The sequence below is a fragment of the Achromobacter sp. genome (assembly GCF_049647645.1).
GTDB lineage: Bacteria > Pseudomonadota > Gammaproteobacteria > Burkholderiales > Burkholderiaceae_B > Achromobacter.
In genome coordinates this window covers 71,588-94,303 of sequence record NZ_JBARYB010000274.1, presented here as the reverse complement: position 1 = coordinate 94,303, position 22,716 = coordinate 71,588, and the positions used below count along the sequence as shown (strand labels likewise).

At 64.3% G+C, this 22,716-nt stretch carries 21 protein-coding genes, 1 tRNA gene and 1 pseudogene; 12 read left to right on the top strand and 11 right to left on the bottom strand.

Going from position 1 to position 22,716, the window contains the following annotated elements; genetic code table 11:
- Positions 1-161: 161 nt before the first annotated feature.
- Together WBB14_RS31825 and WBB14_RS31820 are read left to right on the top strand one after the other, a co-directional pair.
- A complete protein-coding gene (locus WBB14_RS31825) occupies positions 162-1,760 on the top strand; it encodes an MDR family MFS transporter (RefSeq protein ID WP_424243314.1) in 1,599 nt (532 codons plus the stop codon).
- Positions 1,761-1,763: 3 nt separating this feature from the next.
- Complete coding sequence (locus WBB14_RS31820) at positions 1,764-2,213, top strand: MarR family winged helix-turn-helix transcriptional regulator (protein ID WP_424243313.1); 450 nt, start codon at positions 1,764-1,766, stop codon at positions 2,211-2,213.
- Positions 2,214-2,259: 46 nt separating this feature from the next.
- Here WBB14_RS31820 and WBB14_RS31815 read toward each other — a convergent pair whose 3' ends face one another.
- The gene (locus WBB14_RS31815) at positions 2,260-3,156 is read right to left on the bottom strand and encodes a LysR family transcriptional regulator (protein ID WP_424243312.1); all 897 of its coding nucleotides are present in this window, start codon (positions 3,154-3,156) and stop codon (positions 2,260-2,262) included.
- A gap of 104 nt (positions 3,157-3,260) precedes the next feature.
- On the opposite strand from WBB14_RS31815, the gene WBB14_RS31810 reads away from it, so the two are divergent.
- The 7 genes and pseudogenes from WBB14_RS31810 to WBB14_RS31780 form a co-directional block, all read left to right on the top strand.
- Positions 3,261-3,941 carry an RraA family protein gene (locus WBB14_RS31810; protein WP_424243311.1) on the top strand — a complete coding sequence of 227 codons (681 nt, stop codon included), beginning with the start codon at positions 3,261-3,263 and terminating at the stop codon, positions 3,939-3,941.
- Between the two features lie 40 nt (positions 3,942-3,981).
- Entirely contained in the window at positions 3,982-4,959 is a 978-nt protein-coding gene (locus WBB14_RS31805) for a Bug family tripartite tricarboxylate transporter substrate binding protein (protein ID WP_424243310.1), read from the top strand.
- Position 4,960: 1 nt separating this feature from the next.
- Positions 4,961-5,593, top strand: a complete 633-nt coding sequence (locus tag WBB14_RS31800; RefSeq protein WP_424243309.1) for a 4-carboxy-4-hydroxy-2-oxoadipate aldolase/oxaloacetate decarboxylase — start codon at positions 4,961-4,963, stop codon at positions 5,591-5,593.
- A 110-nt stretch (positions 5,594-5,703) separates the two neighbouring features.
- Positions 5,704-6,459, top strand: coding sequence for a sulfite exporter TauE/SafE family protein (locus tag WBB14_RS31795; protein ID WP_424243308.1), 756 nt, complete (start codon positions 5,704-5,706; stop codon positions 6,457-6,459).
- A 35-nt stretch (positions 6,460-6,494) separates the two neighbouring features.
- Positions 6,495-6,872 carry a ligand-binding protein SH3 gene (locus tag WBB14_RS31790; RefSeq protein WP_424243307.1) on the top strand — a complete coding sequence of 126 codons (378 nt, stop codon included), beginning with the start codon at positions 6,495-6,497 and terminating at the stop codon, positions 6,870-6,872.
- Positions 6,873-7,391: 519 nt separating this feature from the next.
- Positions 7,392-8,534, top strand: coding sequence for an STY4528 family pathogenicity island replication protein (locus tag WBB14_RS31785; RefSeq protein WP_424243306.1), 1,143 nt, complete (start codon positions 7,392-7,394; stop codon positions 8,532-8,534).
- 602 nt (positions 8,535-9,136) lie between these two features.
- Positions 9,137-9,832: pseudogene (locus WBB14_RS31780) on the top strand (phage integrase N-terminal domain-containing protein); the annotation flags it as partial.
- Here the strand turns inward: WBB14_RS31780 and WBB14_RS31775 are convergent.
- The 10 genes from WBB14_RS31775 to WBB14_RS31730 form a co-directional block, all read right to left on the bottom strand.
- A complete protein-coding gene (locus tag WBB14_RS31775; protein WP_424243305.1) occupies positions 9,812-10,750 on the bottom strand; it encodes a tyrosine-type recombinase/integrase in 939 nt (312 codons plus the stop codon). The pseudogene WBB14_RS31780 and the gene WBB14_RS31775 overlap by 21 nt on opposite strands.
- A gap of 194 nt (positions 10,751-10,944) precedes the next feature.
- A complete protein-coding gene (gene ychF / locus WBB14_RS31770) occupies positions 10,945-12,036 on the bottom strand; it encodes a redox-regulated ATPase YchF (RefSeq protein WP_332014805.1) in 1,092 nt (363 codons plus the stop codon).
- Between the two features lie 97 nt (positions 12,037-12,133).
- Positions 12,134-12,913, bottom strand: coding sequence for a type II CAAX prenyl endopeptidase Rce1 family protein (locus WBB14_RS31765; protein WP_424243304.1), 780 nt, complete (start codon positions 12,911-12,913; stop codon positions 12,134-12,136).
- Complete coding sequence (gene pth / locus WBB14_RS31760; RefSeq protein WP_424243303.1) at positions 12,913-13,509, bottom strand: aminoacyl-tRNA hydrolase; 597 nt, start codon at positions 13,507-13,509, stop codon at positions 12,913-12,915. The genes WBB14_RS31765 and pth overlap by 1 nt, the downstream gene beginning before the upstream one ends.
- Positions 13,510-13,606: 97 nt before the next feature.
- A complete protein-coding gene (locus WBB14_RS31755) occupies positions 13,607-14,221 on the bottom strand; it encodes a 50S ribosomal protein L25/general stress protein Ctc (RefSeq protein WP_424243302.1) in 615 nt (204 codons plus the stop codon).
- Between the two features lie 147 nt (positions 14,222-14,368).
- On the bottom strand, positions 14,369-15,319 hold the full coding sequence (locus WBB14_RS31750; RefSeq protein WP_006227587.1) for a ribose-phosphate pyrophosphokinase: 951 nt from the start codon (positions 15,317-15,319) through the stop codon (positions 14,369-14,371).
- A 140-nt stretch (positions 15,320-15,459) separates the two neighbouring features.
- Positions 15,460-15,536, bottom strand: a tRNA-Gln gene (locus tag WBB14_RS31745).
- Between the two features lies 1 nt (position 15,537).
- Positions 15,538-16,449, bottom strand: a complete 912-nt coding sequence (gene ispE, locus WBB14_RS31740; RefSeq protein WP_424243320.1) for a 4-(cytidine 5'-diphospho)-2-C-methyl-D-erythritol kinase — start codon at positions 16,447-16,449, stop codon at positions 15,538-15,540.
- A gap of 72 nt (positions 16,450-16,521) precedes the next feature.
- Positions 16,522-17,118, bottom strand: a complete 597-nt coding sequence (gene lolB, locus WBB14_RS31735) for a lipoprotein insertase outer membrane protein LolB (protein WP_424243301.1) — start codon at positions 17,116-17,118, stop codon at positions 16,522-16,524.
- Positions 17,118-19,004 carry a tetratricopeptide repeat protein gene (locus WBB14_RS31730; RefSeq protein WP_424243300.1) on the bottom strand — a complete coding sequence of 629 codons (1,887 nt, stop codon included), beginning with the start codon at positions 19,002-19,004 and terminating at the stop codon, positions 17,118-17,120. Before WBB14_RS31730 ends, lolB begins: the two co-directional genes overlap by 1 nt.
- Here WBB14_RS31730 and mutM point away from each other — a divergent pair.
- The 3 genes from mutM to WBB14_RS31715 all read left to right on the top strand — a co-directional run bounded on the left by mutM (position 19,003) and on the right by WBB14_RS31715 (position 22,715).
- The gene (mutM, locus tag WBB14_RS31725) at positions 19,003-19,830 is read left to right on the top strand and encodes a bifunctional DNA-formamidopyrimidine glycosylase/DNA-(apurinic or apyrimidinic site) lyase (RefSeq protein WP_424243299.1); all 828 of its coding nucleotides are present in this window, start codon (positions 19,003-19,005) and stop codon (positions 19,828-19,830) included. The two genes, WBB14_RS31730 and mutM, sit on opposite strands and share 2 nt — an antisense overlap.
- Before the next feature lie 139 nt (positions 19,831-19,969).
- Complete coding sequence (locus WBB14_RS31720; protein WP_332012501.1) at positions 19,970-20,923, top strand: MBL fold metallo-hydrolase; 954 nt, start codon at positions 19,970-19,972, stop codon at positions 20,921-20,923.
- 112 nt (positions 20,924-21,035) lie between these two features.
- Positions 21,036-22,715: an FAD-dependent oxidoreductase gene (locus WBB14_RS31715; RefSeq protein ID WP_424243298.1), complete on the top strand. Its 1,680-nt coding sequence runs from the start codon at positions 21,036-21,038 to the stop codon at positions 22,713-22,715.
- The last annotated feature ends 1 nt before the right edge of the window (position 22,716 follow it).

Sequence of the window (22,716 nt, the reverse complement as noted above, 5' to 3'; positions counted from 1 at the left end):
TCAGGCCGACTGCGCGAGACCGGCCCGCCAGGTCGGCGCAAAATCAGCACTATTGCCGGCGCCCTTCCTCCCCTGGAAACGCATGCCGGACCTGACAACTTTCTGTCTGACGGATTGTAGGACTAGAATGATTGATACATCAATCATTGATAGATCCAACAATGTCCGCCCCCGCTCCCAGCACCCCGCACTCGCCCGGCCAGGTGCTCCCTTTCCGCCAGACCCTGCTCGCCATGTTGGGCATGTGCTTCGTCATGATGATGGTCGCGATCGACCAGACCGTGGTCGGCACCGCGCTTCCCACCATTGTGGCCGAACTCAAGGGCTTCGAACTGTATGCATGGGTAGCGACGTCTTACCTGCTGACCTCCGTCATCACCGTGCCCATCTTCGGCCGCCTGGGCGACTACTACGGGCGCAAACCGTTCGTGGTGGCGGCCATCGTGCTGTTCACCCTGGCCTCGGTGCTGTGCGGCGCGGCCGACAGCATGTTCACGCTGGTCCTGGCGCGGGCGCTGCAAGGCATAGGCGGCGGCATGTTGGTGGGCACCGCGTTCGCGTCCATCCCCGATCTGTTTCCCGATCCCCACGTGCGGCTGCGCTGGCAGGTCATGCTCAGCTCCGCCTTCGGCATCGCCAACGCGGTAGGCCCGACCCTGGGCGGCGCGCTGACGGAGCACTACGGCTGGCGTTCGGTGTTCTACGTCAACCTGCCCATCGGCATCCTCGGCCTCTGGTTCGTCACCCGCTATCTCCCGCACCTGCGCAGCCACACGGCCGGCCGGGTGCGGCTCGACTGGCAGGGCGCGCTACTCATCGCGCTGGCGCTGGGCAGCCTGCAATTGCTGGTCGAATTGCTGCCCAAGGAAGGGCTGAGCGGGTCCATCATGCTGCTGGGCGCGGGCAGCGCGGCCGCCTTCGCCGTGCTGCTCTGGTGGGAACGGCGCTGCCCTCATCCGCTGCTGCCGCTGGACATGTTCCGCAACCGCGGCCTGGCCATGCTCTTCACCCTGGCCCTGCTGGTGGGCGTGACCATGTACTCGCTGCTGTTCTACGCGCCGCTGCTGCTGCAGGGCGGCTTCGGGCTGTCGCCCCAGGATGCAGGCCTGCTCATCACGCCCATGGTGGTCTTCATTACCGTGGGCAGCATCATCAACGGCCGCATCATCACCCGCATCCGCAATCCCAACCGCATGCTGTATGCAGGCTTCATCCTGATGGCGCTTTCATGCACGGGCATTGTTACCACCCATAGCTATACGTCACATGGGCTCATCGCCGCATACATGCTGATGGCCGGCCTCGGCATGGGCTTCATCATGCCCAACCTGACGGTTTTCGCGCAACAGACTGCCGGCCGCAGCCACCTGGGCATCGCCACCGCGCTGCTGCAGTCGCTGCGCATGATAGGCGGCATGCTGGGCACGGCGATCGTCGGCACCATGGTGAGCCACAGCTATTTCAGCGGCGTCGAATCCACGCTGCGCGGCGCCTCCGCCCGCTGGTTGCCCGAACTGCACGATCCGCAGATGCTGGTCAATCCCGCGGCCCAAACGCAGTTCCTGGCACAATTGGCGCATCAAGGCCAGGACGGCACCTCGCTGATCGAGATCGCGCGCGTCGCGCTCGTGGGCGCGATCCACGAAGGGCAGTTGATCGCCCTGGCGGTCGCTGTGTTCGCGCTGTGGTGTGTGCGGCGGGTGCCGCCGATCCAGTTGATCCGCCCCTCCAAACCAGAGCCGGCCGGCGTCGGAGAATAACTTTTGCCCAAACAACAACAAGGCTTGCAGGTCATCCAGCACATGGGACAGGCCTACCGCGGCATGCAGAACGCGTTCAGCAGCACGGTCGGCCACGCCCTGCCCCGCTGGCGCATCCTGCTGGCACTGCATGAGAACGGCCAGTGTTCGCAGAAGCATCTGGCCGAACGTTGCCGGCTCGATCCCGCATCACTCACGCGCCAGCTGCAGGCCATGGAAAAAATGGGCTGGATCGCGCGCGAAGTCGACCCGCAAGACAACCGCCTGACCAACGCCAACCTCACGCCTGCCGGCCAGGCAGTGGTGAACGAAGCGCTACCCAAGCGGGCGGCCTTCTTCGAGGAATCTCTGAAGGGTTTGTCGGGCTCAGATATCGACACCTTGAATCGCGTGCTGAGCGTGCTGGAAGCGAATTTCCTGCGGGCAGCAGCGGATAAAACATCCCAGGCCTGAAGAGGCAAGGAATTTGCGGTGCGGATGCACACGCCGCATCGAACCTTCAGCGCTTGCCCGATTGCTCCATGATGATCTTCATGAAATCGTCGGCCAGCCGATGCGAGGCTCCCTTTGCGCGCACCGCATACACCTGGGCCGTCGCCGTCAATCCCTGGACTGGCAGAAACAGGATATCGCTGCGGCTTTCGTCCGCCACCGACCTGCCGACCAGCGCATAGCCCAGGCCAGCCGCGACCAGGCCTAGCGCGGTGTGGATCTCCTTTGCCTCATATCCCACGCGCACCTTGGCGCCGGCCTGCTCCAGCGCATGCATGGTGGAGCGGGCGAAGCTGCTTTCCGGATCCTTCGGATAACTGATGAACGCCATGCCGGCCAGATCATTGGGGGTCAGGCGCCGGCGTTTGGCAAACGCGCCCGAGGACGGCACCGCCGCAACCAGTGCGTCATCGAATAGCGGAAAGTAATCCAGGTCATCTTCCGCGACGCACGGCCCCATTGCGCGCGACAGGCCTACATGAATGAGACCTGAGCGCAAGGCCGCACCCTGATGCTCACTGAGGATCTCGGTCAGGTCGATGCGCACCTTGGGCAGGTCGGCCTTCATCTTGCGCACCGCGTCGGGCAGCACCGAGAAAATGGTCGAGCGCGTGAAGCCGATGCTGAGCCAACCGAAATGGCCCGCGGCCATGTCCTGCGCCTCGTCGAACAGGCGCTGGGCATCGGCCAGCAACGCCTTGGCTTTGGGATAGATGAAGCGTCCCAGCGGAGTGAGCGTCATGGGCCGCGTGGAGCGGTCAAACACCTTTGCGCCGAGCATGGCTTCCAACTGCCCCAGCTGCATGCTGACCGCGGTGGGCACCACGTGCAATCGCTGCGCCGCCAGATTGGCATTGCGGGTTTCGACCACTTCGCAAAAAAACTGCAGGGATTTCAGGTTCATGGAAATTGATCTTACGCTCAAAATCGCTTAATTGATTTCCACTTTTTATTAGCTGAACATGGGATCACACGCATATAACGACGCGCCGGAACCTGGAGATTCTGTTGATTCCCGATTTGCACGAACCCGAATGGCTGAACCTGGCCCGCGGCCTTTCCACCGCCGAGGTATCCGATGCCCTCGACTACTACGAGCTTCCCGGCAGTGCCCTGGGTATCCGGCCCATCGCCGGCCCGGCCCGGCTCTTCGGCTTGGCCTACACCGTCCGCTTCGCACCGATAGACCACGCCCAACCCGGCACGGTCGGTGACTTCATCGACCGGCTCGCGCCCGGCGCCGTCGCCGTTCTGGACAACGGCGGGCGCATGGACTGCACCGTGTGGGGCGGCATTCTCAGTCGGTTGGCCGCGCACAAGAACATCGCCGGCACCGTCGTGCATGGCGTGTGCCGCGATACGGCCGAGGCGGACGAGGCCGGCTATCCCCTGTATGCCCGCGGCGCCTTCATGCGCACTGGCAAGGACCGGGTGCAGGTGCAGGCCTACGAAGAGCCCGTAACGCTGGGTGACGTGCGCGTATGTCCTGGAGATCTGCTGATCGGCGACGCCGACGGCATTGTGGTGGTGCCGCGCGGGCGCATGCAGGAAGTGCTATCCAAGGCCCTGGAAACGCGCGCGCTGGAAAACCGGATTCTGGACGCCGCGCTTGGCGGCATGCCGCTGATCGAAGCGCGCAAGCAGTTCGGCTACCACACGCTGCAGCGTTCGCCGGCCAAGCTCGCCTGATGCTGGCTCGAATAACAACTACATGATCCAAGGAGACACGATGACCATCACCCGCACGCTGTCCGCGGCAACCCTCGGCCTGGCGGTGACGACCATGGCTAGCCCCACGCTGGCGCAAGACGCGTATCCCTGCCAGCTCGTCAAGATCATTTCACCCTATCCTCCGGGCGGTACCACCGACATCCTGGCGCGCCTGATCGCCCCTGGCCTGGCCGACGAACTCGGCACCAACGTGATCGTCGAAAACAAGGGCGGCGCCAGCAGCAACATAGGCACCCAGTACGTCACCACCGCAGCGCCGGACGGCTGCACGCTGCTCTTGGGAAACAACACCGGCGTCGTCATCAACCGCAACCTGTACAAGCTGCGCAACGACCCGGTCAGCACGCTGGCGCCGGTCGCCGAAGTGGCCGCGGTCCCGCTGGTGCTATACGTCAACGCCGGCGTGCCCGTGAAGACTGCCAGCGAACTTTTCACGCTGATCCGTAGCAAGCCGGGCGAATTCAATTTCGCGTCCGGCGGCAGCGGCAGTCCTCAGCACCTGATGGGCGAGATGCTCAAGCTCGACATGAAGCTCGACATGACGCATATCCCCTATCGCGGCCAGGGTCCGGCGCTGGCCGACGTGATCGCGGGCCAGGTCCCCGTGGCCTTCGAAACCACCACCGCTATCGCGCCACAGCTCGGTTCAGGCCGCATCCGCGCACTGGCCACCACCGGAGAGACCCGCTCCAAGGGCCTGCCGGACGTGCCGACCATGAAGGAGCTCGGCCACGCCAGTTTCGTGATCGAGAACTGGTATGGCATTTTCGCCCCCGCGCAAACGCCTGCGACTCTGATTCAGCGGCTCAACCAGGGCATCGTGAAAACACTGAAGAGCCCCGCGCTGGCCAAGAACCTGGACGAAATGGGATCCGATGACGTCGCCGGCACGCCCGAACAATTCGCGAGCTTCATTGCCAAAGAATTGCCCTACTGGGAATCGCTGGTCAAACGCACCGGCGCAAAGGTGGACTGACATGACAGACCTGCTTGCCACCCTGCGCCAACTGGGCGCCGCCACCGTCTACGAAGCGCAGGGCGCCAAGGGTGCGCTGGACCACGGCATCAAACCCATCGACCCGACCGTACGCCTTGCGGGTCCAGCCTTCACCGTCGACTGCCGCCCCGCCGACAACCTCATGCTGCACTATGCGGTCCAGAAGGCCCGTCCTGGCGACGTCCTCGTGGTCGATGCCAAGGCCTTCATGGAAGCCGGCCCCTGGGGCGACGTGCTGACGTTGCAAGCCATGCAGGTTGGCATCGCCGGCCTGCTGATCAACGGCTGCGTGCGCGACGCGAACCTGATCATCGAACTTGGCTTCCCGGTGTTCTGCCGCGGCCTGTCGATCAAGGGCACCGGCAAATTCCAGCCAGGCCGGATCAACGTGCCCGTCAGCATCGGCGACACGATCGTCCATCCCGGCGACTACATCGTGGGCGACCGCGACGGCGTGGCCGTTATTCCCGGGAACGAACTGGAACAAACCATCTCCCGCAGCCTCGCTCGCGAAGAGAAAGAAGCTGGACAGCGCAAGGCGATCGAGCAAGGCGTCTTTACAACCGAGCTGCTGGGCTTGACGGACACCCTGCGCAGACTCGGTCTGGAATAACCCTCAACCATAAGACCCGCGGTATCGGCCCATAGGAAAACAGGATTTCCCAGAGCCGAAGATCGCCCAGAATACAGAACCTTTCCGTACATGCCATGAGAAGGACGGCGATGGATTCTGTATATCTGGTGGTCACCCTCGGCGCGGTCGTCGCGGGTTTCGTGCAAGGCCTGTCGGGCTTTGCGTTCGGCCTGGTGGCGATGTCGTTCTGGGCCTGGGTGCTGGACCCGCGCCTGGCCGCGACGCTCGCCGTCTTCGGCGCCCTGGTCGGGCAAATCCTCGCCGCCATCACCGTGCGCCGCGGCTTCGACCTGCGGCGACTGCTGCCTTTCGTGATCGGCGGCCTATTCGGCATTCCGCTGGGCGTGGCGCTGCTGCCGCGACTGGACATGGACTGGTTCAAGACCATCCTCGGCGCCCTGCTGGTGATCTGGTGCCCCGCCATGCTGTACTCCAAGAATCTTCCCAAGATCTCCGCGGGCGGCCGCGCGGCCGATGCGGCAGTCGGCATGGCCGGCGGCGTGCTGGGCGGCATCGGCGGCTTCACGGGCACGCTGCCCACCTTGTGGTGCACTCTGCGCGGATTCGACAAGGACGCGCAACGCGCCATCATCCAGAACTTCAACCTGTCCATGCTGCTGGTGACCATGGGCACGTATCTGGCGACGGGAATTGTCACGCGCGCCATGCTGCCCATGTTCGCCATCGTCGCCGCCGCCATGCTGGTGCCGGTGTTGCTGGGCGCGAAACTCTACATAGGCATCAGCGAAGCGCGTTTCCGCCAGATCGTGCTGGGATTGCTGACAGGATCGGGGGTTGCCCTGCTGGCGTCGGCAGTGCCGCGGCTGCTGGCGCGCGTGGCATAGTTCCGCGCATGCAACAGCACGAACAAGGAGTACCCATGAATCCCGATCGCCACTACCTCGTCATCCAGGCCCATGCCAGCGAATTTCCCGAGCCCATGCTCGTACGCAAAGGAGATCGCGTGGCCGTTGGCGAACGGTACGATGGCCCCGAGGGCTGGCCCGACTGGTATCACTGCACGCCAGAGGGCCAGGAAGCCGGCTTCGTGCCGGCGCAATTCCTTGACCGCCACGGCGACGGCAGCGCCACGATGACGGAGGATTTCACCAACAAGGAACTGGATGTCGCGCAAGGCGAAATGCTGCGCGGCGAACGCGAATTGAATGGATGGGTGTGGGCGATCAGACTCGCCGATGGTGAGGCAGGCTGGGTGCCGCTCGATAACTTGCGCGTCTGCGGTCAAGCCAGCTGCTGACGCAGTCCAACTCGGCCTTGACCGGCCACCCCCCTATTCACCGCAAGATTTGCAGCGAATAACCAGTCTTTCGCCGCAGAAAGTTATCTTCTTGCCCTTCCTGCCTTCCTCGCAGGGTACTTCCGGGGCGCGAGCAGCGTGTATCGCTCGTGCCCCCTCTCCATGAAAAACACCCCAAAGATCGGCCCGAAGTCCGATCTTTGGGGTGCGTCGCAGAATGTTCAGCTGCGCTTAGACGTTGATCACACGTTTAAACGTTGATCGGTTGGCAAAGGCTTGTGAACACTAGGTTTCGCGGAGAAATCTGGCCACGACCTTTGCGGGAATCGCTGGAAGTACCCCCAGTTGTACCCCCATAGGGGTATCGGGATGATAGATCAGTCTGGATGCCGGCGCCAGCGCTGCGCCTGCCGGATAAAACGGGTATGGCGCAGACCGCATTGTTGGCTGACTGCCGAGAGGGTACGCGATGAGATGCAGGGGAACGGGCCGCTGTGGCCCAGACCTTGGAGAACTCTCATGGCAGACCACCACACCCGCCACAACCCGCTGGGGCAAGATGCCCTGTTCATGACGCCGGCCTCACTCATGCTCGATGCGCGCCTCACGCCGCTGGAGCGCAATGGTTGGCAGGTTCTGCGCATGCTGCGCTCTGCGGAGGGCATCAGTCCGCTGGCAAACCTGGGGCAGTTGCGTCGCTATCTCACCTCTACCCCGCTGGGGCAGCGGGCCGGGTACGAGACGGCCCGGCGCGTTCTCGTTGTGCTTCGGCTGACGGGCTGGATCAGCCTGGTAGGCCAGCAGCGCGATCCTCTAACCGGCCATGTGCTCAGCGAGCTGTATCAGGTTCACGAAAGCGCCCTGCACTTCCAGCAGGCCCGCACGCTCGATGCCAGTCTGTCCGCGCTTCTGCAAGCCTCCATCGGCCACGAAAACAACCAGGTGGATCGGGTGGCTGTCCACATTCAGGCAACGCTGGCACAGGCACCTGAAGCCGCCTCCATTGCGACCCACGATCAGCTCGGCGATGACGATGATTTGCCCCCTACGCCGCCGTCGCAGGAGAGCGAGGCAGCCGACCCACTGCCATTGTCTGGCGATTCCGCTGGCAGCACACTTGTTCCTCAACAGACCGAACACGCTCGCCACATGACGGCTGAGCAGGGCAGTACGTATAAGACGCATATGTATAAAAAAGAACGTACGTACCGCGCGCGCGAAGGCGACGGCGATCCGGCATCGCAGTCGGTGAGCTTGCCGCCTTGCCTGAGCAATGCCCAGGCAGATCAGCAAAAGGACGTGCAGGCCGCCTTGCGGCGGCTGCCGCCGCAGCATCGCCAGGAAGTGCTCGACGAGTTGCAGGCACGCAGCCAGAGCGGCACCGTGCGCAATGTCGTGGCCTACTTCTTCGCCTTGGTGAAGCGCGTTTTTGCGGGCGAATTCCGTCTGTGGGCAGGACGCAAGGAGGCGTCTGTCGCGAACCTGCCTACAACTCCGCCGCGTACCGAAGCCCGCCCTGAACCGACTGCGCCACCGGCATCGCGTGAAACTGCCCTGGCGCACATCGCCAACATCCGCAAGATGCTGAACGCCTCGACGAACACTGGGGACATCGCAGCGCAGGCAATGCAGGCCAGGGGATGGCAGCCGCATCCTGCGTAGCAAATGCTGCCGCGAAACGGGTCGTCACTGCACTCCGCAGTGACGACCCGCGCCACACCGCCAACAATGCGGGCAAAAGCCTGTTCCCATTGCGTGCGGCCTACATGATGATGCCAGCGCTACACTGACCGGGCAGTCGCCAAGACCGATGGGCTTCGTACATCGGCACCCCCAACAGCGCAGGTTCCTGCAAGCGCTGGCCCGAAAGGGTGGAGCCACCCCAGGTATGCCCAGGCTCCGACCGCATACCGGCCCTACCCAAGGGCGGAGCCCTCTTCGTCTGTTTGAACTCATCCCTACCGCGCCGCCTGGCGCGCTGTCCTTTGCGGCAGTTTCCTCTGTGCAACGCACAGGGCTCCCGCTGCATTTCTCATCCCACTCACTTCATAGGAGGACTCGTCCACGTTCGCATCACTTTCGTCTTGTAGTACCTCCGTCCGGGCTTCCAGCAGGGAGCAAGACGGATGCCTCATTCGAGGCTCTGGTGTCTCCTGAACACCATGCCCTTGCCCTCACGGGATCTCGCGTCAGCGAGTTGGCACCAACACTAACCATTGATTTTCAGGACAACGCAGTATGGCGCTTTGCTTGGAGGCCAGAAAATGGACGACTTGACCTATACCCTGCGGCAGCTTTGCCAACGCAACCGTGACGGCAGCCACACTACACAGGCCGACCGGATGCGCTCGCTGTCGCTGGCCGCCCGGCAACTGCGCAAGGCGGGTTTCCGGCAGATGAAAGCATCGTCACTCAAGGGCAAGCACGCTCAGGCGCTGCTGGAACGCTGGCAAGGCGAAGGCTTGTCGTCCGGCACCATCAAGAATCGGCTCTCTCACCTGCGCTGGTGGGCCGAGAAGATCGGCAAGGCTGGTGTCCTTCCGATGGCCAACGCACAGCTTGGCGTGGCTGAACGCCGTTATGTGACCAACATCAGCAAGGCCCGCGAACTGGGATCTGCACTTGATCAGATCACCGATGTCCATGTGCGCATGAGCCTGCAACTGCAGGCCGCGTTTGGCCTGCGCCGAGAAGAATCCATCAAGTTCCAGCCCAGCTATGCAGACCGGGGCGATCATCTCGCTCTCAAAGGGTCATGGACGAAAGGCGGAAGGGCACGAACCGTACCGATCACCACGCCCGAACAGCACGAAGTGCTCCGGGCTGCGCACCGTCTGGCAGGCGCTGGATCAATGATCCCGGCACACAAAAGCTACATCCAGCAGCGGCATGTCTACGATGGTCAGTGTAAAGCGGCGGGATTGAGCAACATGCACGGGCTACGGCATCGCTATGCACAGGTAGCGGCCACCGCCCGTGATGCACTGCAAATCCTTCAGCACGGCAATAGCCTGCGCCGACAACGGGCTGACGTGGTCACGCCGCGCTTTCATCTTCGCCGCAGGCCGCCGCCACAGCGCATCCTCAAAGTCGAACTCGTCCCACTCTGCGTCCGCCGCTTCCCCTGGACGGCAGGCGGTCAACGCAATCAGCCTCAGACACAACGAGGTTTCCGGATAGCCCCGGTAGCCGCGCAACTCCTGATAGAACTTCTGGATTTGCTCTCGCGTCATCGCCGCCTTGCTCTCGCTGAACGGCACGCGCAGCAGCCCGCGCAGGCTGGGAATTGGATTTGCCTCGACCAGCCCCCGCACCACCGCAAACTCAAAGATCGCTGAAAGATCACCTTTGACGTGAATCGTCGCCCACGCACCGTGGGACTTGCACTCCTCCAGCAGCGGGCGAATCTGCTTCACGCCAATGTCGCTCATCGGCATCCCATCGAACTTGGGCGACAGGTACTTCCTGATGCGGGACTCTTTCGTGCGGTAGGAACTGAGCGCAAAGACTGGCTTGATCTCGGCCAGGTACGCCTGCGCCACCTTGGCGAACGAGCTTTCACGGGCGCGCTTACGTTCCTCCAGCGCTTCGAGGTTGCGCTCCTTGACCTGCCGCCGCTCATGGGCAGGATGGATGCCTTGCTTGACCAAGGCACGCGCCTTCTCGCGGGCCGCGCGCGCCTCCGCAAGGCTTACTTGAGGAAAGCCGCCAATGGCAAAGAGGTTCTCCTTGCCTTGCAGGCGGTACTTCCACCGCCAGAGCTTGCCGCCGGTGGGCTTGACCAGCAGGAACAAGCCCCCGCCGTCTGAAAGTTTCCAATCTCGATCAGTCGATTTGGCCGACCTGACTTTGAGGTCGGTGAGTAGGTTTTCGGGCATCGTTGGACTCCACTGCGGGGAAAAGTACCCCCACGGTTGAACACGAGTACCCCCAACGCTACCCCCGAATTTTTCAGACCTCGATGAACAATAGGAACGCTCAGTAGACCGTATTGTTTGGCAAGCCCTTGATTTAAAAAGGTCTGCTCAATCCACCAGGCGCCACTGAACGCTCCTGAGTTCCGAAAAAATCGTCAGACGTTGAACAGGAAGTTCATCACGTCCCCATCCTGCACGATGTATTCCTTGCCTTCCGCGCGCATCTTGCCCGCTTCCTTGGCGCCCTGCTCACCCTTGTAGGTGATGAAATCTTCGTAGGCGATGGTCTGGGCGCGGATGAAGCCGCGTTCGAAGTCAGTGTGGATGACGCCGGCAGCTTGCGGCGCCGTGGCGCCGATCGGCACGGTCCAGGCGCGCACTTCCTTCACGCCCGCAGTGAAGTAGGTCTGCAGGCCCAGCAGCTTGAAGGCGGCGCGGATCAGGCGGTTCAGGCCGGGTTCTTCCATGCCCATGTCCGACAGGAAGGCCTGGCGGTCGGCATCGTCAAGGTCGACGATTTCGGATTCAATGGCGGCGCAGATCGCGACCACGGGCGCGTTGCGCGCGGCGGCGAATTCGGTCAGGCGGTCGAGCAGCGGATTGTTGGTGAAGCCGTCGTCGGCCACGTTGCCCACGTACATCGCGCGCTTGGCGGTGATGAAGCAGAGCTGGGCGATGTCGGCCTGCTCTTCGGGCGAGAGGTCCAGTGCGCGGATGGGCTTGGCTTCGTTCAGCTGGGCCACGCACTTTTCCAGCACGGCCACGATGCGCTGCGATTCCTTGTCGCCGGAACGTGCGGTCTTCTGGTGACGATGCAGCGCCTTTTCGGCGGTTTGCATGTCGGCCAGCGCCAGCTCGGTTTCGATGACTTCGATATCGGCGATAGGGTCGATTTTTCCCGCCACGTGGATCACGTTGGGATCCTCGAAGCAGCGCACCACGTTGACGATGGCGTCGGTTTCGCGGATGTGCGAGAGGAACTGGTTGCCCAGGCCTTCGCCCTTGCTCGCGCCGGCGACCAGGCCCGCGATGTCGACGAACTCGACGGTGGCGGACAGGATGCGTTCGGGCTTGACGATTTCAGCCAGCTTCTGCAGGCGCGGATCCGGCACTTCGACCACACCAACGTTGGGTTCGATGGTGCAGAACGGATAGTTCTCGGCGGCGATGCCGGCGCGGGTCAGAGCGTTGAAGAGTGTCGATTTGCCTACGTTGGGCAGGCCGACGATGCCGCATTGCAGAGCCATGGGAATCCTGTGTAAGTACGGTATTGATCGTTAACGTTCTAGTTTACCCCGGCCGGGCGCTCGAGCCCCGCCGGTGCTGTGGCCGCTGAGGCCCCGGTTAAGTCGCGGCAGCCGGGATCCAGCGCATGATGATCCAGATCATCAAAATGGGGCCGGCGTTGAAAGCGGAGTGCAGCAGTATCGCCGCGCCGATTCCGCGCCGTACGCGCATCCAGCCCAGCACCAGGCCCGTCAGCCACTGCGGCAGCACCAGCAGGGGCAGCAGCCAGTATGGCGTCTTGCTGTAGACGAAATTGGTCAGATGCACGGCGGCGAAGGTCAGCGCGACCAGATGGAACACCAGGCCGAAATGCTTCAGGTAATAGCGCCGCCAGGTGGTGTCCCAGCCTTGCAGCGGTTCGGCGCGCTGGCGCGCGCCCCAGCAGGCCAGGATCACGAATGCGGCCAGGAGCAGGCCGGTCCAGACCTTGGGACCCCACAGCACCACAGGCACCATCGCCGGGATCAGCCACAGCGTCTGCTTGGGGCGGCGCAGGCCGTAGCGGAACAGTATTTCCTCGACCAACGGCGCCCAGATCACGGCGGTCAGCCAGGGGATGTTGGCCGGATCGAGCCGATGCGTGACGCCACCCAGCCCCGCCGCCGCCACGGCGACAGGCCCCAGGGCGAACAGGTTCACAGCCCACAGCAACGCGGCCCAGGCCAGCAGGCGGCCCGGCCCCAGGCCCGGCCACCAGTCGGCCACCAGGCCGCTCGCGGCTGCGCGGCCCGGCAGGCGCGAAGCCGGATGCGGGTGGCGGATGAAACGCCAGAAGTCCACGACCTCACTGCGAAAACGCAGTTTGCCGTCGGGCGCGGACCGCCGCTGGTCTGTCATCAGGCGTCGTTGCCGCTATGAAGCTGGCGCGTCGCCAACGGGAAATCGCCGGCCAGCATCGCCGGCACCACGGCGCGGCAACGGTCGATGACCGCTTCGATCTCTTTTTGCTCTTCGCGGCGCGGCGGATGCAGGACGAAGTCCGCCACCTGCTGGGCCAGGCCCAGCGTGCGCGGATGGCCGATGCCGATGCGCAGGCGCCAGAAATTGGGGCTGCCCAGCGCCGCCTGGATGTCCTTCAGGCCGTTGTGGCCGGCGTGGCCGCCGCCCTGCTTCAATTTCACCTGGCCGGGCATCAGGTCCAGCTCGTCGTGCAGCACCAGCACCTGTTCCGGCACCAGCTTGTAGAAGCGGGCCAGTGCGCCGACCGCCTGGCCGGACCGGTTCATGTAGGTGTTGGGTTTCAACAGCAGCACGTTGTCGGCGCCGAGGCGGGACTTGGCCACCATGCCGAAAAAGGACTTCTCCAGCGCAAAAGAAGTGCGCAAGTCGTCCGCCAGATGGTCGGCCAGCCAGAAGCCGGCGTTGTGCCGGGTGGTTTCGTAGTCGGGGCCGGGGTTACCCAACCCGACGATGAGGCGTATAGGAGTAGACATGATGGGGGTGTTTAAACCAAAAAACCCTGCGCATGCAAATGCACACGCAGGGTTTCGGGCATCAGCCGCGGAAAGCCCGAAGGCTTTCCGGCAGGACTTAGGCGGCCGGAGCTTCGGCAGCGCCTTCGTCAGCGGCAGCGCCGCCCTTGACCACGGCCGTGGCGGCCAGCAGCGGGTTGGCGTCACCGCCGTGGGGGACGTAGGTCACGCCCTTGGGCAGCTGGATGTCGGCCAGGTGGATCGAAGCGCCAGGCAGCAGATCCTTCAGGTCCACTTCGATGAACTGGGGCAGCGCTGCCGGCAGGCAGGTGACTTCGAGTTCGGTCAGGACGTGGCTGATGATGGCGCCGCCCAGCTTCACGGCCGGCGAGACTTCAGCGTTGATGAAGTGGAACGGGACCTTGGTGTGCAGGGCCTGGTTGGCGTCCACGCGCTGGAAGTCCACGTGCAGGACTTGCGGCTTGTAGGCGTGCCATTGAACCGAACGCAGCAGGACTTGCTCTTCCTTGGCTGCGCCTTCCAGCGCCATTTGCAGGATCGACGCGTGGAATTGTTCCTTGCGCAGGGCGTGGTAGATCTCGTTGTGGTCGAGTTCGATGTTCAGGGGGGCAGCCGTACCGCCATAAACGATGGCAGGAACGCGGCCCGCGCGGCGCAGGCGGCGGCTCGCACTCGAACCCTGGACGCTACGCGCAGTGGCATTGAATTTCATGGAAAACTCCAAAAACAATAAATGGCGAAGAGACTTCGCCGGTTGGTACACGGCACGCGAAATGCGCGCCGTGTTTGTTGCACCTTGCCGCGACCAGCAAGGCGCAAAACTCTGTATCCGGACTGCCCGTCCGAGGGACGCCGCGTCTTAATCGACGAACAGCGAGCTGACCGATTCGGCGTTCGAGATACGCAGGATGGTCTCGCCCAGCAGCGCGGCGCACGACAGCTGGCGGATCTTGCCGCTGGCCTGGCCTTGCTCGGAGAGCGGAATGGTGTCGGTGACGACCAGTTCGTCCAATTCCGATGCTTCAATGCGGTCGATGGCGCCGCCCGACAGCACGGGGTGCGTGCAATAGGCGTAAACGGCGCCGGCGCCGCGGTCCTTCAAGGCCTGGGCCGCCTTGCACAGCGTGCCGGCGGTGTCGACCATGTCGTCCATGATGATGCAGGTGCGGCCGTCGACTTCACCGATGATGTTCATCACTTCCGACACGTTGGCGCGCGGACGGCGTTTGTCGATGATGGCCAGATCGGCTTCCAGCTGCTTGGCCAGCGCGCGGGCCCGCACCACGCCGCCGATGTCCGGGGACACCACGACCAGGTTCGAGAAATTGCGGCGCCAAATATCGCCCAGCAGGATCGGACCCGCGTAGATATTGTCCACGGGGATATCGAAGAAGCCCTGGATCTGGTCGGCGTGCAGGTCCATGGTCAGGACGCGGTCGACGCCAGCCACCTGCAGCATGTTGGCCACGACCTTGGCCGAGATGGCCACGCGCGCCGAACGCGGGCGGCGGTCCTGGCGGGCATAGCCGAAATAGGGAATGGCGGCAGTGATGCGGCCAGCGGAAGCGCGGCGCAAGGCATCGACCATCACCATGATTTCCATCAGGTTGTCATTGGTGGGGGCACAGGTGGGCTGCAGGACGAAGACATCCTTGCCGCGCACGTTCTCGTTGATCTCGACCATCACTTCGCCGTCCGAGAAGCGACCGACGGTCATCTTGCCCAGGGACATATCGAGGTGGTTGACTACGTCCACGGCCAGCCGAGTGTTGGCGGTGCCCGTGAAAATCATGAAGCTATCGTTTGCCATGATGGATGATGCGATGGTCGTTTTAAGACACTAACGAGGTGATGCGAGGTGATGCACCAGCGGATCCGGAAAATAAAAAAGCTGCTGAACCCGGGCCAGTGTCTTACAGGCGTGTTCAACAGCTTTTTTATGTATTCGGTTGGCTGGGGAGGAAGGATTCGAACCTTCGCATGCCGGAATCAAAATCCGGTGCCTTAACCAGCTTGGCGACTCCCCAACTATCTTGCAATCCAATTCCGCAACGGATGTTCAGTTAACCCAGTACATGCCTGCACTAACCGAAACCGTGGATGCGTTTGGCTGAATGTTTTATCAGCGCCGCGCATTATAGCGGATATTTCTGCTTCTGCCAAAACGGCTTCGGACAGCTCGGAAAATTCGGCGAACAAACACGCACCAGATCCCGACATGCGAACTGGGGTTCCACGAAGGATTCCCTGTTCAGCAAGCCACCGCGATGCCCCAAGCACTTCTGGGTAAAGACGGTAGACCACCGGCTCCAAATCATTCCTGCCGAAGCGGGAAGTAGGCGAAGCAAGAAAGACCGCTATTGTGGTGGAAGAAGAATCCCTTGTCAAATCGGGGGCAGAAAATACTTGTGGGGTGGGCACGCTGGCGTCCGGTTGCGCCACCAGGTAGGCGCGTTCAGGCAGCGTCACCGCAGTCAGGTCTTCGCCCACGCCCTGGGCGAAAGCCGATTGCCCGAAGACGAACACGGGCACATCCGCGCCCAGGGGCAGGGCCAGCGCCATGAGTTCGCGCCGCGACAATCCCGTGCCCCACAGCCTGTTCAGCGCGATCAGCACCGAGGCGGCATCGCTGGAGCCCCCACCCAAGCCTCCGCCCTGCGGAATACGCTTTTCCAGGCTGATCTGCACGCCCTGCTTCACGCCTGTGGCCCGCCGCAACGCGTGCGCGGCGCGCAAGGTCAGGTCCTGGTCTTCCGGCACGCCAGGCAGTTCCGTGGCGCGGCTGATGACGCCATCGGCGCGTGCGTCGAAATGCAGGGTGTCGCACAGGTCGATGAAGCGGAAGACGGTCTGCAGCAGGTGGTAGCCGTCGGCACGACGGCCCACGACGTGCAGGAATAGATTCAGCTTGGCGGGAGCGGGTACGTCGTAGAGAGTCACGGCTGGGCGAAAAAAAAGCGGTAGCCCGATTTTACCGGCTACCGCTGGTTTCGAGCCGGCATGGCCCGCCATTCAAGGCTGATTGACCACCAGCCGCAGCATGATGCGGCGGCCCGGCTCCTGGCGTTCCAGCACCAGCAATTGCGGGCCCAACGTGTCGTAGCGCGACAGCCGCGCGCGCCAGCCGCCTTGCTCGAAAGCCGCCGGGCGGCCCAGTTCGTCGCGGGACACTTCGGTGGCCTCGGGCGTGGCGGCGAGCTTGCCGCGCAGCCAGTCGCGCAGACCGGACACAGGCATGCTGCTGCCCAGCGCTTCCTCGGCCAGGGCGTCGGGATTGTCGGCGACCAGGCGGGTGCCGTCGGCCTTGGTCAGGCTGGCCGCGCCGGGCCGCCCTTCCACCCGAGCTTCGGTCGAGCCCAGGGGATTGGTCAGGTCCAACACATAGTGGCGACCGTCGTCCGACCACGAGAAGCCGCCCTGCACTGCGTTCTGCTTGCCGCTTTCCTCGTTGACGGTGATGGCGAAGCGGCCGATGCGCGAGAACGCGTCGGCACTGGCGCCTTCGATCGGCTTGGGCGTGGTGCAGGCGGCCAGCGTCGCCGCCAACATCGCCATCAGGAACCAGCGCAGCGGCGCGGCAACGCCGAACATGCGTCGGACTGCTGCCATCACAGACTGATCCCCAGCCGCTTGGCCACGTCCAGGACGGTCTTGTTCTTGGGATCCTTCATCAGCGCCGCACGCAGCAGTTCGACGGCCTGATCGCGCTTGCCTTGGGTCCAGAGGACCTCCGCCAAGTGGGCGGCGATATCGGCTTCCGGACGCACGCTGTAGGCACGCCGCAGGTAGTCGGCGGCGGCGGCGGAATCGCCCATGCGGTACTTGACCCAGCCCATGCTGTCGAGAATGAACGGATCGTTGGGCGCCAGTTCCAGCGCCTGCGTGATCAGATCCAGGGCCTCGGGCAGGCGCTGGTTGTGATCGGCCAGCGTGTAGCCCAGAGCGTTGTAGGCGTGCGCGTGATCCGGATCCAGCGCGATGACCTGGCGCAGCATGCGCTCCAGGTCGGCCAGGCGGTTCTGGCGCTCATACAGCATGGCCAGTTCGTACTTGATCTCGACCGTGTCGGGCAGCGCCTGATCGGCCGCTTCCAGCACCGACACCGCCTGCGGCACGCGGTCGGCGTCGCGCAGAATCTGCGCCTTGGTCAGCACGCCCAGCGTGCGCTCTTCCTCGTCCTGCGGGCCGGCGGCGTCGATCATGGCCAGCGCGTCGTCGATGCGGCCGCTCTTGGCGCGCAAGGCGGCCTGGCGCATGTGCACCGAGTATCGCAGGGTCGGGTCGTCGATGCGGCCCAGTTCGGCGATGGCGTCGTCGTAATGCCCCTGGTCCTCGGCGATGCGGGCCAGCAGCACATGGGCATCGGCGGCGGCTGCGCCGGCGTCGGTCGCGCCCGGCACGGTGGCGCGCTGGCGCTGTTGCTGCACGTCCAGATACTGCTGCAGCAAGCTCTTGGCCTGCGGCAACTGCCCGGCCTTGTAAGCCAGCTGCGCCTGCATGAACAGCAAATCGAAATCTTCCGGCGAACGGCGCGACATGGCCTGCAATTCAGCCAGCGCGCCGTTGTAGTCGCCGCTGTCGGCCAATTGGCCGGCCAACATCAGGCGCACCTTGCGGGCGTTGGGATTGCGCGCGATATAAGTGCGCGCCTCGGTCTGCGCGCGTTGCGGGTCCACCTTGTAGCCGTATTCCAGCACGCGCAGGGCGGCGGCTTCCGACTTGGGATCGGCGGCCAGGGCCGCGCGCGACTCCTGCGAGGCGCGGGCGTAGTCGCCCGAAGCGGAGGCCACGTCCGCCAGCGCCAGGTGCGCGGCCGGCAGCTTGCGCACGTTGTCGCTCAGGGATTCGTCCAGGATGCGCAAGGCCAGGCGGCGGTCGTTCAGCCGGCTCAGCACGGCCAGGGCCTGGCCGATGGCGGCCGGCTTGTCGCGCGATGAGTCTATGCGGTTGCGCAGGGCCTGCGACAGGCCCTTGGTCTGGCCGTTGGCGGCGGCCAACGCCAACTCGGTGGAGCTGGCCTCCACGTCGTTGGGCGACAGGCGCGCCCAGACCCGGGCCGCGTCCAGGGCGCCGGGCAGATTGCCGCCGGCCAATTGGAACTCGAGGGCGCGGCGGGCCAGGCGAGGATCGCCGGTATCCCGCGCCAGGCCCAGCATGGTGGTGGCCGCCGACCCGTACATGCCGCGCTGCGCGGCGATCTCGGACGCGAGCACACGGTAAAAGATGTCTGCGGTCAGCGAGACATAGGGCAACTGCCCGGGGCGCAGCCGTATTACTTCGGTTTCAGGGTGGCGGCTCTGGGGCGCCATCCTGGGCCCGGTCGCATCGCGCGACCGGCTGTCGGCGGCCTGGGCCGGCGGGGTCAGTATTGCTGCCAGCGCAAGCGCTAGCGCGGCGATCCCGATATTTATAGGTTTGAAAGACGACTTCACGCGGCCCGTCCGGTTGATGGCACAATCTTCGTACACGCAATTAATGATCTTACACTGGCTCATGCCGGAACTGCCTGAAGTCGAAACCACGCGCCGAGGAATCGACGCCGTCATCACCGGCCGGACGCTAACGCGGCTGGTCATCCACGAATCCCGCATGCGCTGGCCCATCCCGCCGGATCTGCCGGCCACGATCGCCGGCCGCGCCGTGCTGGAATGCGCGCGCCGGGGCAAATATCTGCTGCTGCGGTTCGAACATGGCACCCAGATCGTGCACCTGGGCATGTCCGGGTCGCTGCGCAGCGTGGCCCCCGGCGAATTCCTGCGCAAGCACGACCACGTCGAATGGATCTTCGAGGAAGCCGTGCTGCGCCTGCATGACCCGCGGCGCTTCGGCGCGGTGCTGTGGCACTCCGCCAGCGACGGCCCCGTAGATGCCCATCCCCTGCTGGCCAAGCTGGGCATCGAGCCCTTCGACCCGCGTTTCGACGGCGCCTGGCTGCACCGCCACTTCAAGAACCATGGCGCCGCCATCAAGCAGGTGCTGCTGGCGGGCATGGCGGTGGTGGGCGTGGGCAATATCTATGCGTCGGAAAGCCTGTTCCGCGCCCGCATCAACCCCAAGACGCCGGCCAACAAGCTGTCGCCCGCCCGCTGCGAGCGCCTGGCCGACATGGTGCGCGCCACCCTGGCCGACGCCCTGACCTCGGGCGGCAGCACGCTACGCGACTATGTCGGAGCCACCGGCGAGCCGGGCGCCTACTTCGAGATCCACGCCGCGGTCTATGAACGCGAGGGCCAGCCCTGCCGGGTCTGCGCCACCCCGATACGGCGCATCGTGCAGGGGCAGCGCGCCACCTATTACTGCCCGAAATGCCAGAAAAATTGACCGCCGCCCCTCCGGAAACCCACGGGAAATCCCTGAAAAAACAAGGGAATTCGTTTATAGCAAACGTATTGCACAAACACTAACGTCGGGCTATATTTCTTCCACACACCCTATTCCTAGAAAAGTGGAAGGAGCCTCCATGAGCAAGCAATTCGCCTCGCACGCCGACCTGGACGACAAGGTCGTCTCGTTCGAAAAACTGTCCGACAACGCCTATGCCTACACGGCCGAAGGCGACCCCAACACGGGCGTGATCATCGGCGACGAGGCCGTCATGGTGGTCGATACCCAAGCTACGCCGGTCATGGCGCAAGACGTGATCCGCCGCATCCGCGAAGTCACGGACAAGCCCATCAAGTACATCCTGCTGTCGCACTACCACGCCGTGCGCGTGTTCGGCGCGTCGGCTTACGACGCCCAGGAAATCCTGGCCAGCCGCGACACCTACGACCTGATCGCCGAGCGCGGCGAGCAGGACAAGGCCAGTGAAATCGGCCGCTTCCCCCGCCTGTTCCGCAACGCCGAATCGATTCCGCCGGGCCTGGTCTGGCCGACGATGACGTTCAAGGGCGAGATGACCGTCAACCTGGGCAACCTCGAGGTCAAGCTGCTGCAGGTGGGCCGCGGCCACACCAAGGGCGACACCATCGCCTGGCTGCCCGAGCAGAAGATCCTGTTCGCCGGCGACCTGGTGGAATACCAGTCCACCCCCTATTGCGGCGACGCCTACTTCCGCGACTGGCCCAGCACGCTGGATGCGCTGTCGACCTTTGAAGCCGAGAAGATGGTGCCGGGCCGCGGCCCGGCGCTGAAGAGCGCCACCGAGGTCCGCCAGGGCCTGGCCGGCACGCGCGCCTTCCTGACCGATCTGTACGGCGCGGTGAACCGCGGCGTAGCCGAAGGCAAGGACCTGAAGACCATCTACCGCGAGGTCTACGACTTCATGAAGCCGCGCTACAGCGACTGGGTGATCTTCGACCACTGCATGCCGTTCGATGTGTCCCGCGCCTATGACGAGGCCACCGGCCACACCCACCCGCGCATCTGGACCGACAAGCGCGACCTGGAGATGTGGGCGCAGCTGGAAGGCTGATCCCTGCGGGCCGCCGCTGGCGGCCTGTCCCCGCTACAACCGGAATCGCGCGCCGCAAGGCAGCGCGCGGCTTCGTGACATAAAAACAATATGACCCACACAGGAGACAACCGTGGGAGACATCGACTTTCAGGCGATGGAATTCGCCTATGAAAAACACGCCGACCAGGCCGCCAGCGAACTTGCGCGCCATCAGGTAGTGGTGGTGGGAGCCGGTCCGGTCGGCCTGACCACCGCGCTCGATCTCGCCCGCCAGGGCGTGCGCGTGGTGGTGCTGGACGACGACTTCCGCCTGTCGACCGGCTCTCGCGCCATCTGTTTTTCCAAGCGCACCCTGGAAATCTGGGACCGCCTGGGCGTGGGCCAGCGCATGATAGACAAGGGCGTCTCGTGGAATGTGGGCAAGGTCTTCTTCCGCGAGCAGGAAGTGTGGCGCTTCGACCTCCTGCCTGAGCCCGGCCATCGCCGCCCGGCCTTCATCAACCTGCAGCAGTACTACGCGGAAGGCTATCTGTACGAGCAGGCGCGCCAGGAACCCAATATCGATCTGCGCTGGAAGAACAAGGTTGTCGGCGTGGAGCAGCGCGATGACGGCGTGGTCCTGAGCATGGAAACTCCCGACGGCGCATACACGCTGCATGCCGACTGGCTCATCGCGTGCGACGGCGCGCGTTCGCCGGTGCGCAAGCTGATTGGCCAGGAAAGCCATGGCCGCATCTTCCGCGACCGCTTCCTGATCGCCGACGTCAAGATGCAGGCGGACTTCCCCACCGAGCGCTGGTTCTGGTTCGACCCGCCGTTCCATCCCAACCAGTCCGTGCTGCTGCACCGCCAGCCCGACAATGTCTGGCGCATCGACTTCCAGCTGGGCTGGAACGCCGACCCAGTTGAAGCCGTCAAGCCTGAGAACGTGCTGCCGCGCATCCGCGCCCTGCTCGGCCCCGACGCGCGCTTCGAGCTGGAATGGGTCAGCGTCTATACCTTCGCCTGCGAACGCATGGACAAGTTCCGCCACGGCCGCGTCATTTTCGCGGGCGACTCCGCGCACCGCGTGTCGCCGTTCGGCGCCCGCGGCGCCAACAGCGGCGTGCAGGACGCGGAGAACCTGGCCTGGAAACTGAAGCTGGTGCTGGCCGGCCAGGCGCCCGAGGCGCTGATCGACAGCTACGCCGCCGAACGCGAGTACGCCGCCGACGAGAACATCTTGAACTCGTCGCGCGCCACCGACTTCATCACGCCCAAAAGCGACATCAGCCGCAGCTTCCGCAATGCGGTGCTGAACCTGGCCAAGACCCATCCCTTCGCGCGCTCGCTGGTCAACAGCGGCCGCCTGTCGCTGCCCGCCACCTACGCCGGCTCGCCGCTCAACACCCCTGACTCCGACGCCTTCGCCGGCCGCATGGTGCCGGGCGCGGTGGCGCTGGATGCCCCCGTGGACGCGCAAGGCACGCAGGACTGGTGGCTGGCGCAACTGAATGGCGAGTTCGTACTGGCCCTGTTCTGCGGCGATGCGCTGCCCGACCGCGACGCGCTGCTCGCCTTGCAAGCCCTGCGCATGGCGCCGGTGCCGGTCAAGGCCGTGCTGGTAACCAGCCCGCAATGCGACCTGTCCGCGCTGCCAGCGGAACTGGCTGCCGTAACGGACCGCGAGGGATGCCTGGGCAAGCGCTATGACGCGCAGGCCGGCACCGCCTATCTGATCCGTCCCGACCAGCACGTCTGCGGCCGCTGGCGCGCCTTCAACGCCGCCGCCGTCGCTGCGGCGGTCGGCCGCGCCACCGGCCGCGCCTGAA

Coding starts and splice junctions, on each gene's coding strand:
- WBB14_RS31825 (WP_424243314.1), top strand. CDS start 162: ATGTCCGCCCCCGCTCCCAGCACCCCGCACTCGCCCGGCCAGGTGCTC.
- WBB14_RS31815 (WP_424243312.1), bottom strand. CDS start 3,156: ATGAACCTGAAATCCCTGCAGTTTTTTTGCGAAGTGGTCGAAACCCGC.
- WBB14_RS31805 (WP_424243310.1), top strand. CDS start 3,982: ATGACCATCACCCGCACGCTGTCCGCGGCAACCCTCGGCCTGGCGGTG.
- WBB14_RS31800 (WP_424243309.1), top strand. CDS start 4,961: ATGACAGACCTGCTTGCCACCCTGCGCCAACTGGGCGCCGCCACCGTC.
- WBB14_RS31795 (WP_424243308.1), top strand. CDS start 5,704: ATGGATTCTGTATATCTGGTGGTCACCCTCGGCGCGGTCGTCGCGGGT.
- WBB14_RS31790 (WP_424243307.1), top strand. CDS start 6,495: ATGAATCCCGATCGCCACTACCTCGTCATCCAGGCCCATGCCAGCGAA.
- WBB14_RS31785 (WP_424243306.1), top strand. CDS start 7,392: ATGGCAGACCACCACACCCGCCACAACCCGCTGGGGCAAGATGCCCTG.
- WBB14_RS31775 (WP_424243305.1), bottom strand. CDS start 10,750: ATGCCCGAAAACCTACTCACCGACCTCAAAGTCAGGTCGGCCAAATCG.
- ychF (WP_332014805.1), bottom strand. CDS start 12,036: ATGGCTCTGCAATGCGGCATCGTCGGCCTGCCCAACGTAGGCAAATCG.
- WBB14_RS31765 (WP_424243304.1), bottom strand. CDS start 12,913: ATGACAGACCAGCGGCGGTCCGCGCCCGACGGCAAACTGCGTTTTCGC.
- pth (WP_424243303.1), bottom strand. CDS start 13,509: ATGTCTACTCCTATACGCCTCATCGTCGGGTTGGGTAACCCCGGCCCC.
- WBB14_RS31755 (WP_424243302.1), bottom strand. CDS start 14,221: ATGAAATTCAATGCCACTGCGCGTAGCGTCCAGGGTTCGAGTGCGAGC.
- WBB14_RS31750 (WP_006227587.1), bottom strand. CDS start 15,319: ATGGCAAACGATAGCTTCATGATTTTCACGGGCACCGCCAACACTCGG.
- lolB (WP_424243301.1), bottom strand. CDS start 17,118: ATGGCAGCAGTCCGACGCATGTTCGGCGTTGCCGCGCCGCTGCGCTGG.
- mutM (WP_424243299.1), top strand. CDS start 19,003: ATGCCGGAACTGCCTGAAGTCGAAACCACGCGCCGAGGAATCGACGCC.
- WBB14_RS31730 (WP_424243300.1), bottom strand. CDS start 19,004: ATGAGCCAGTGTAAGATCATTAATTGCGTGTACGAAGATTGTGCCATC.
- WBB14_RS31720 (WP_332012501.1), top strand. CDS start 19,970: ATGAGCAAGCAATTCGCCTCGCACGCCGACCTGGACGACAAGGTCGTC.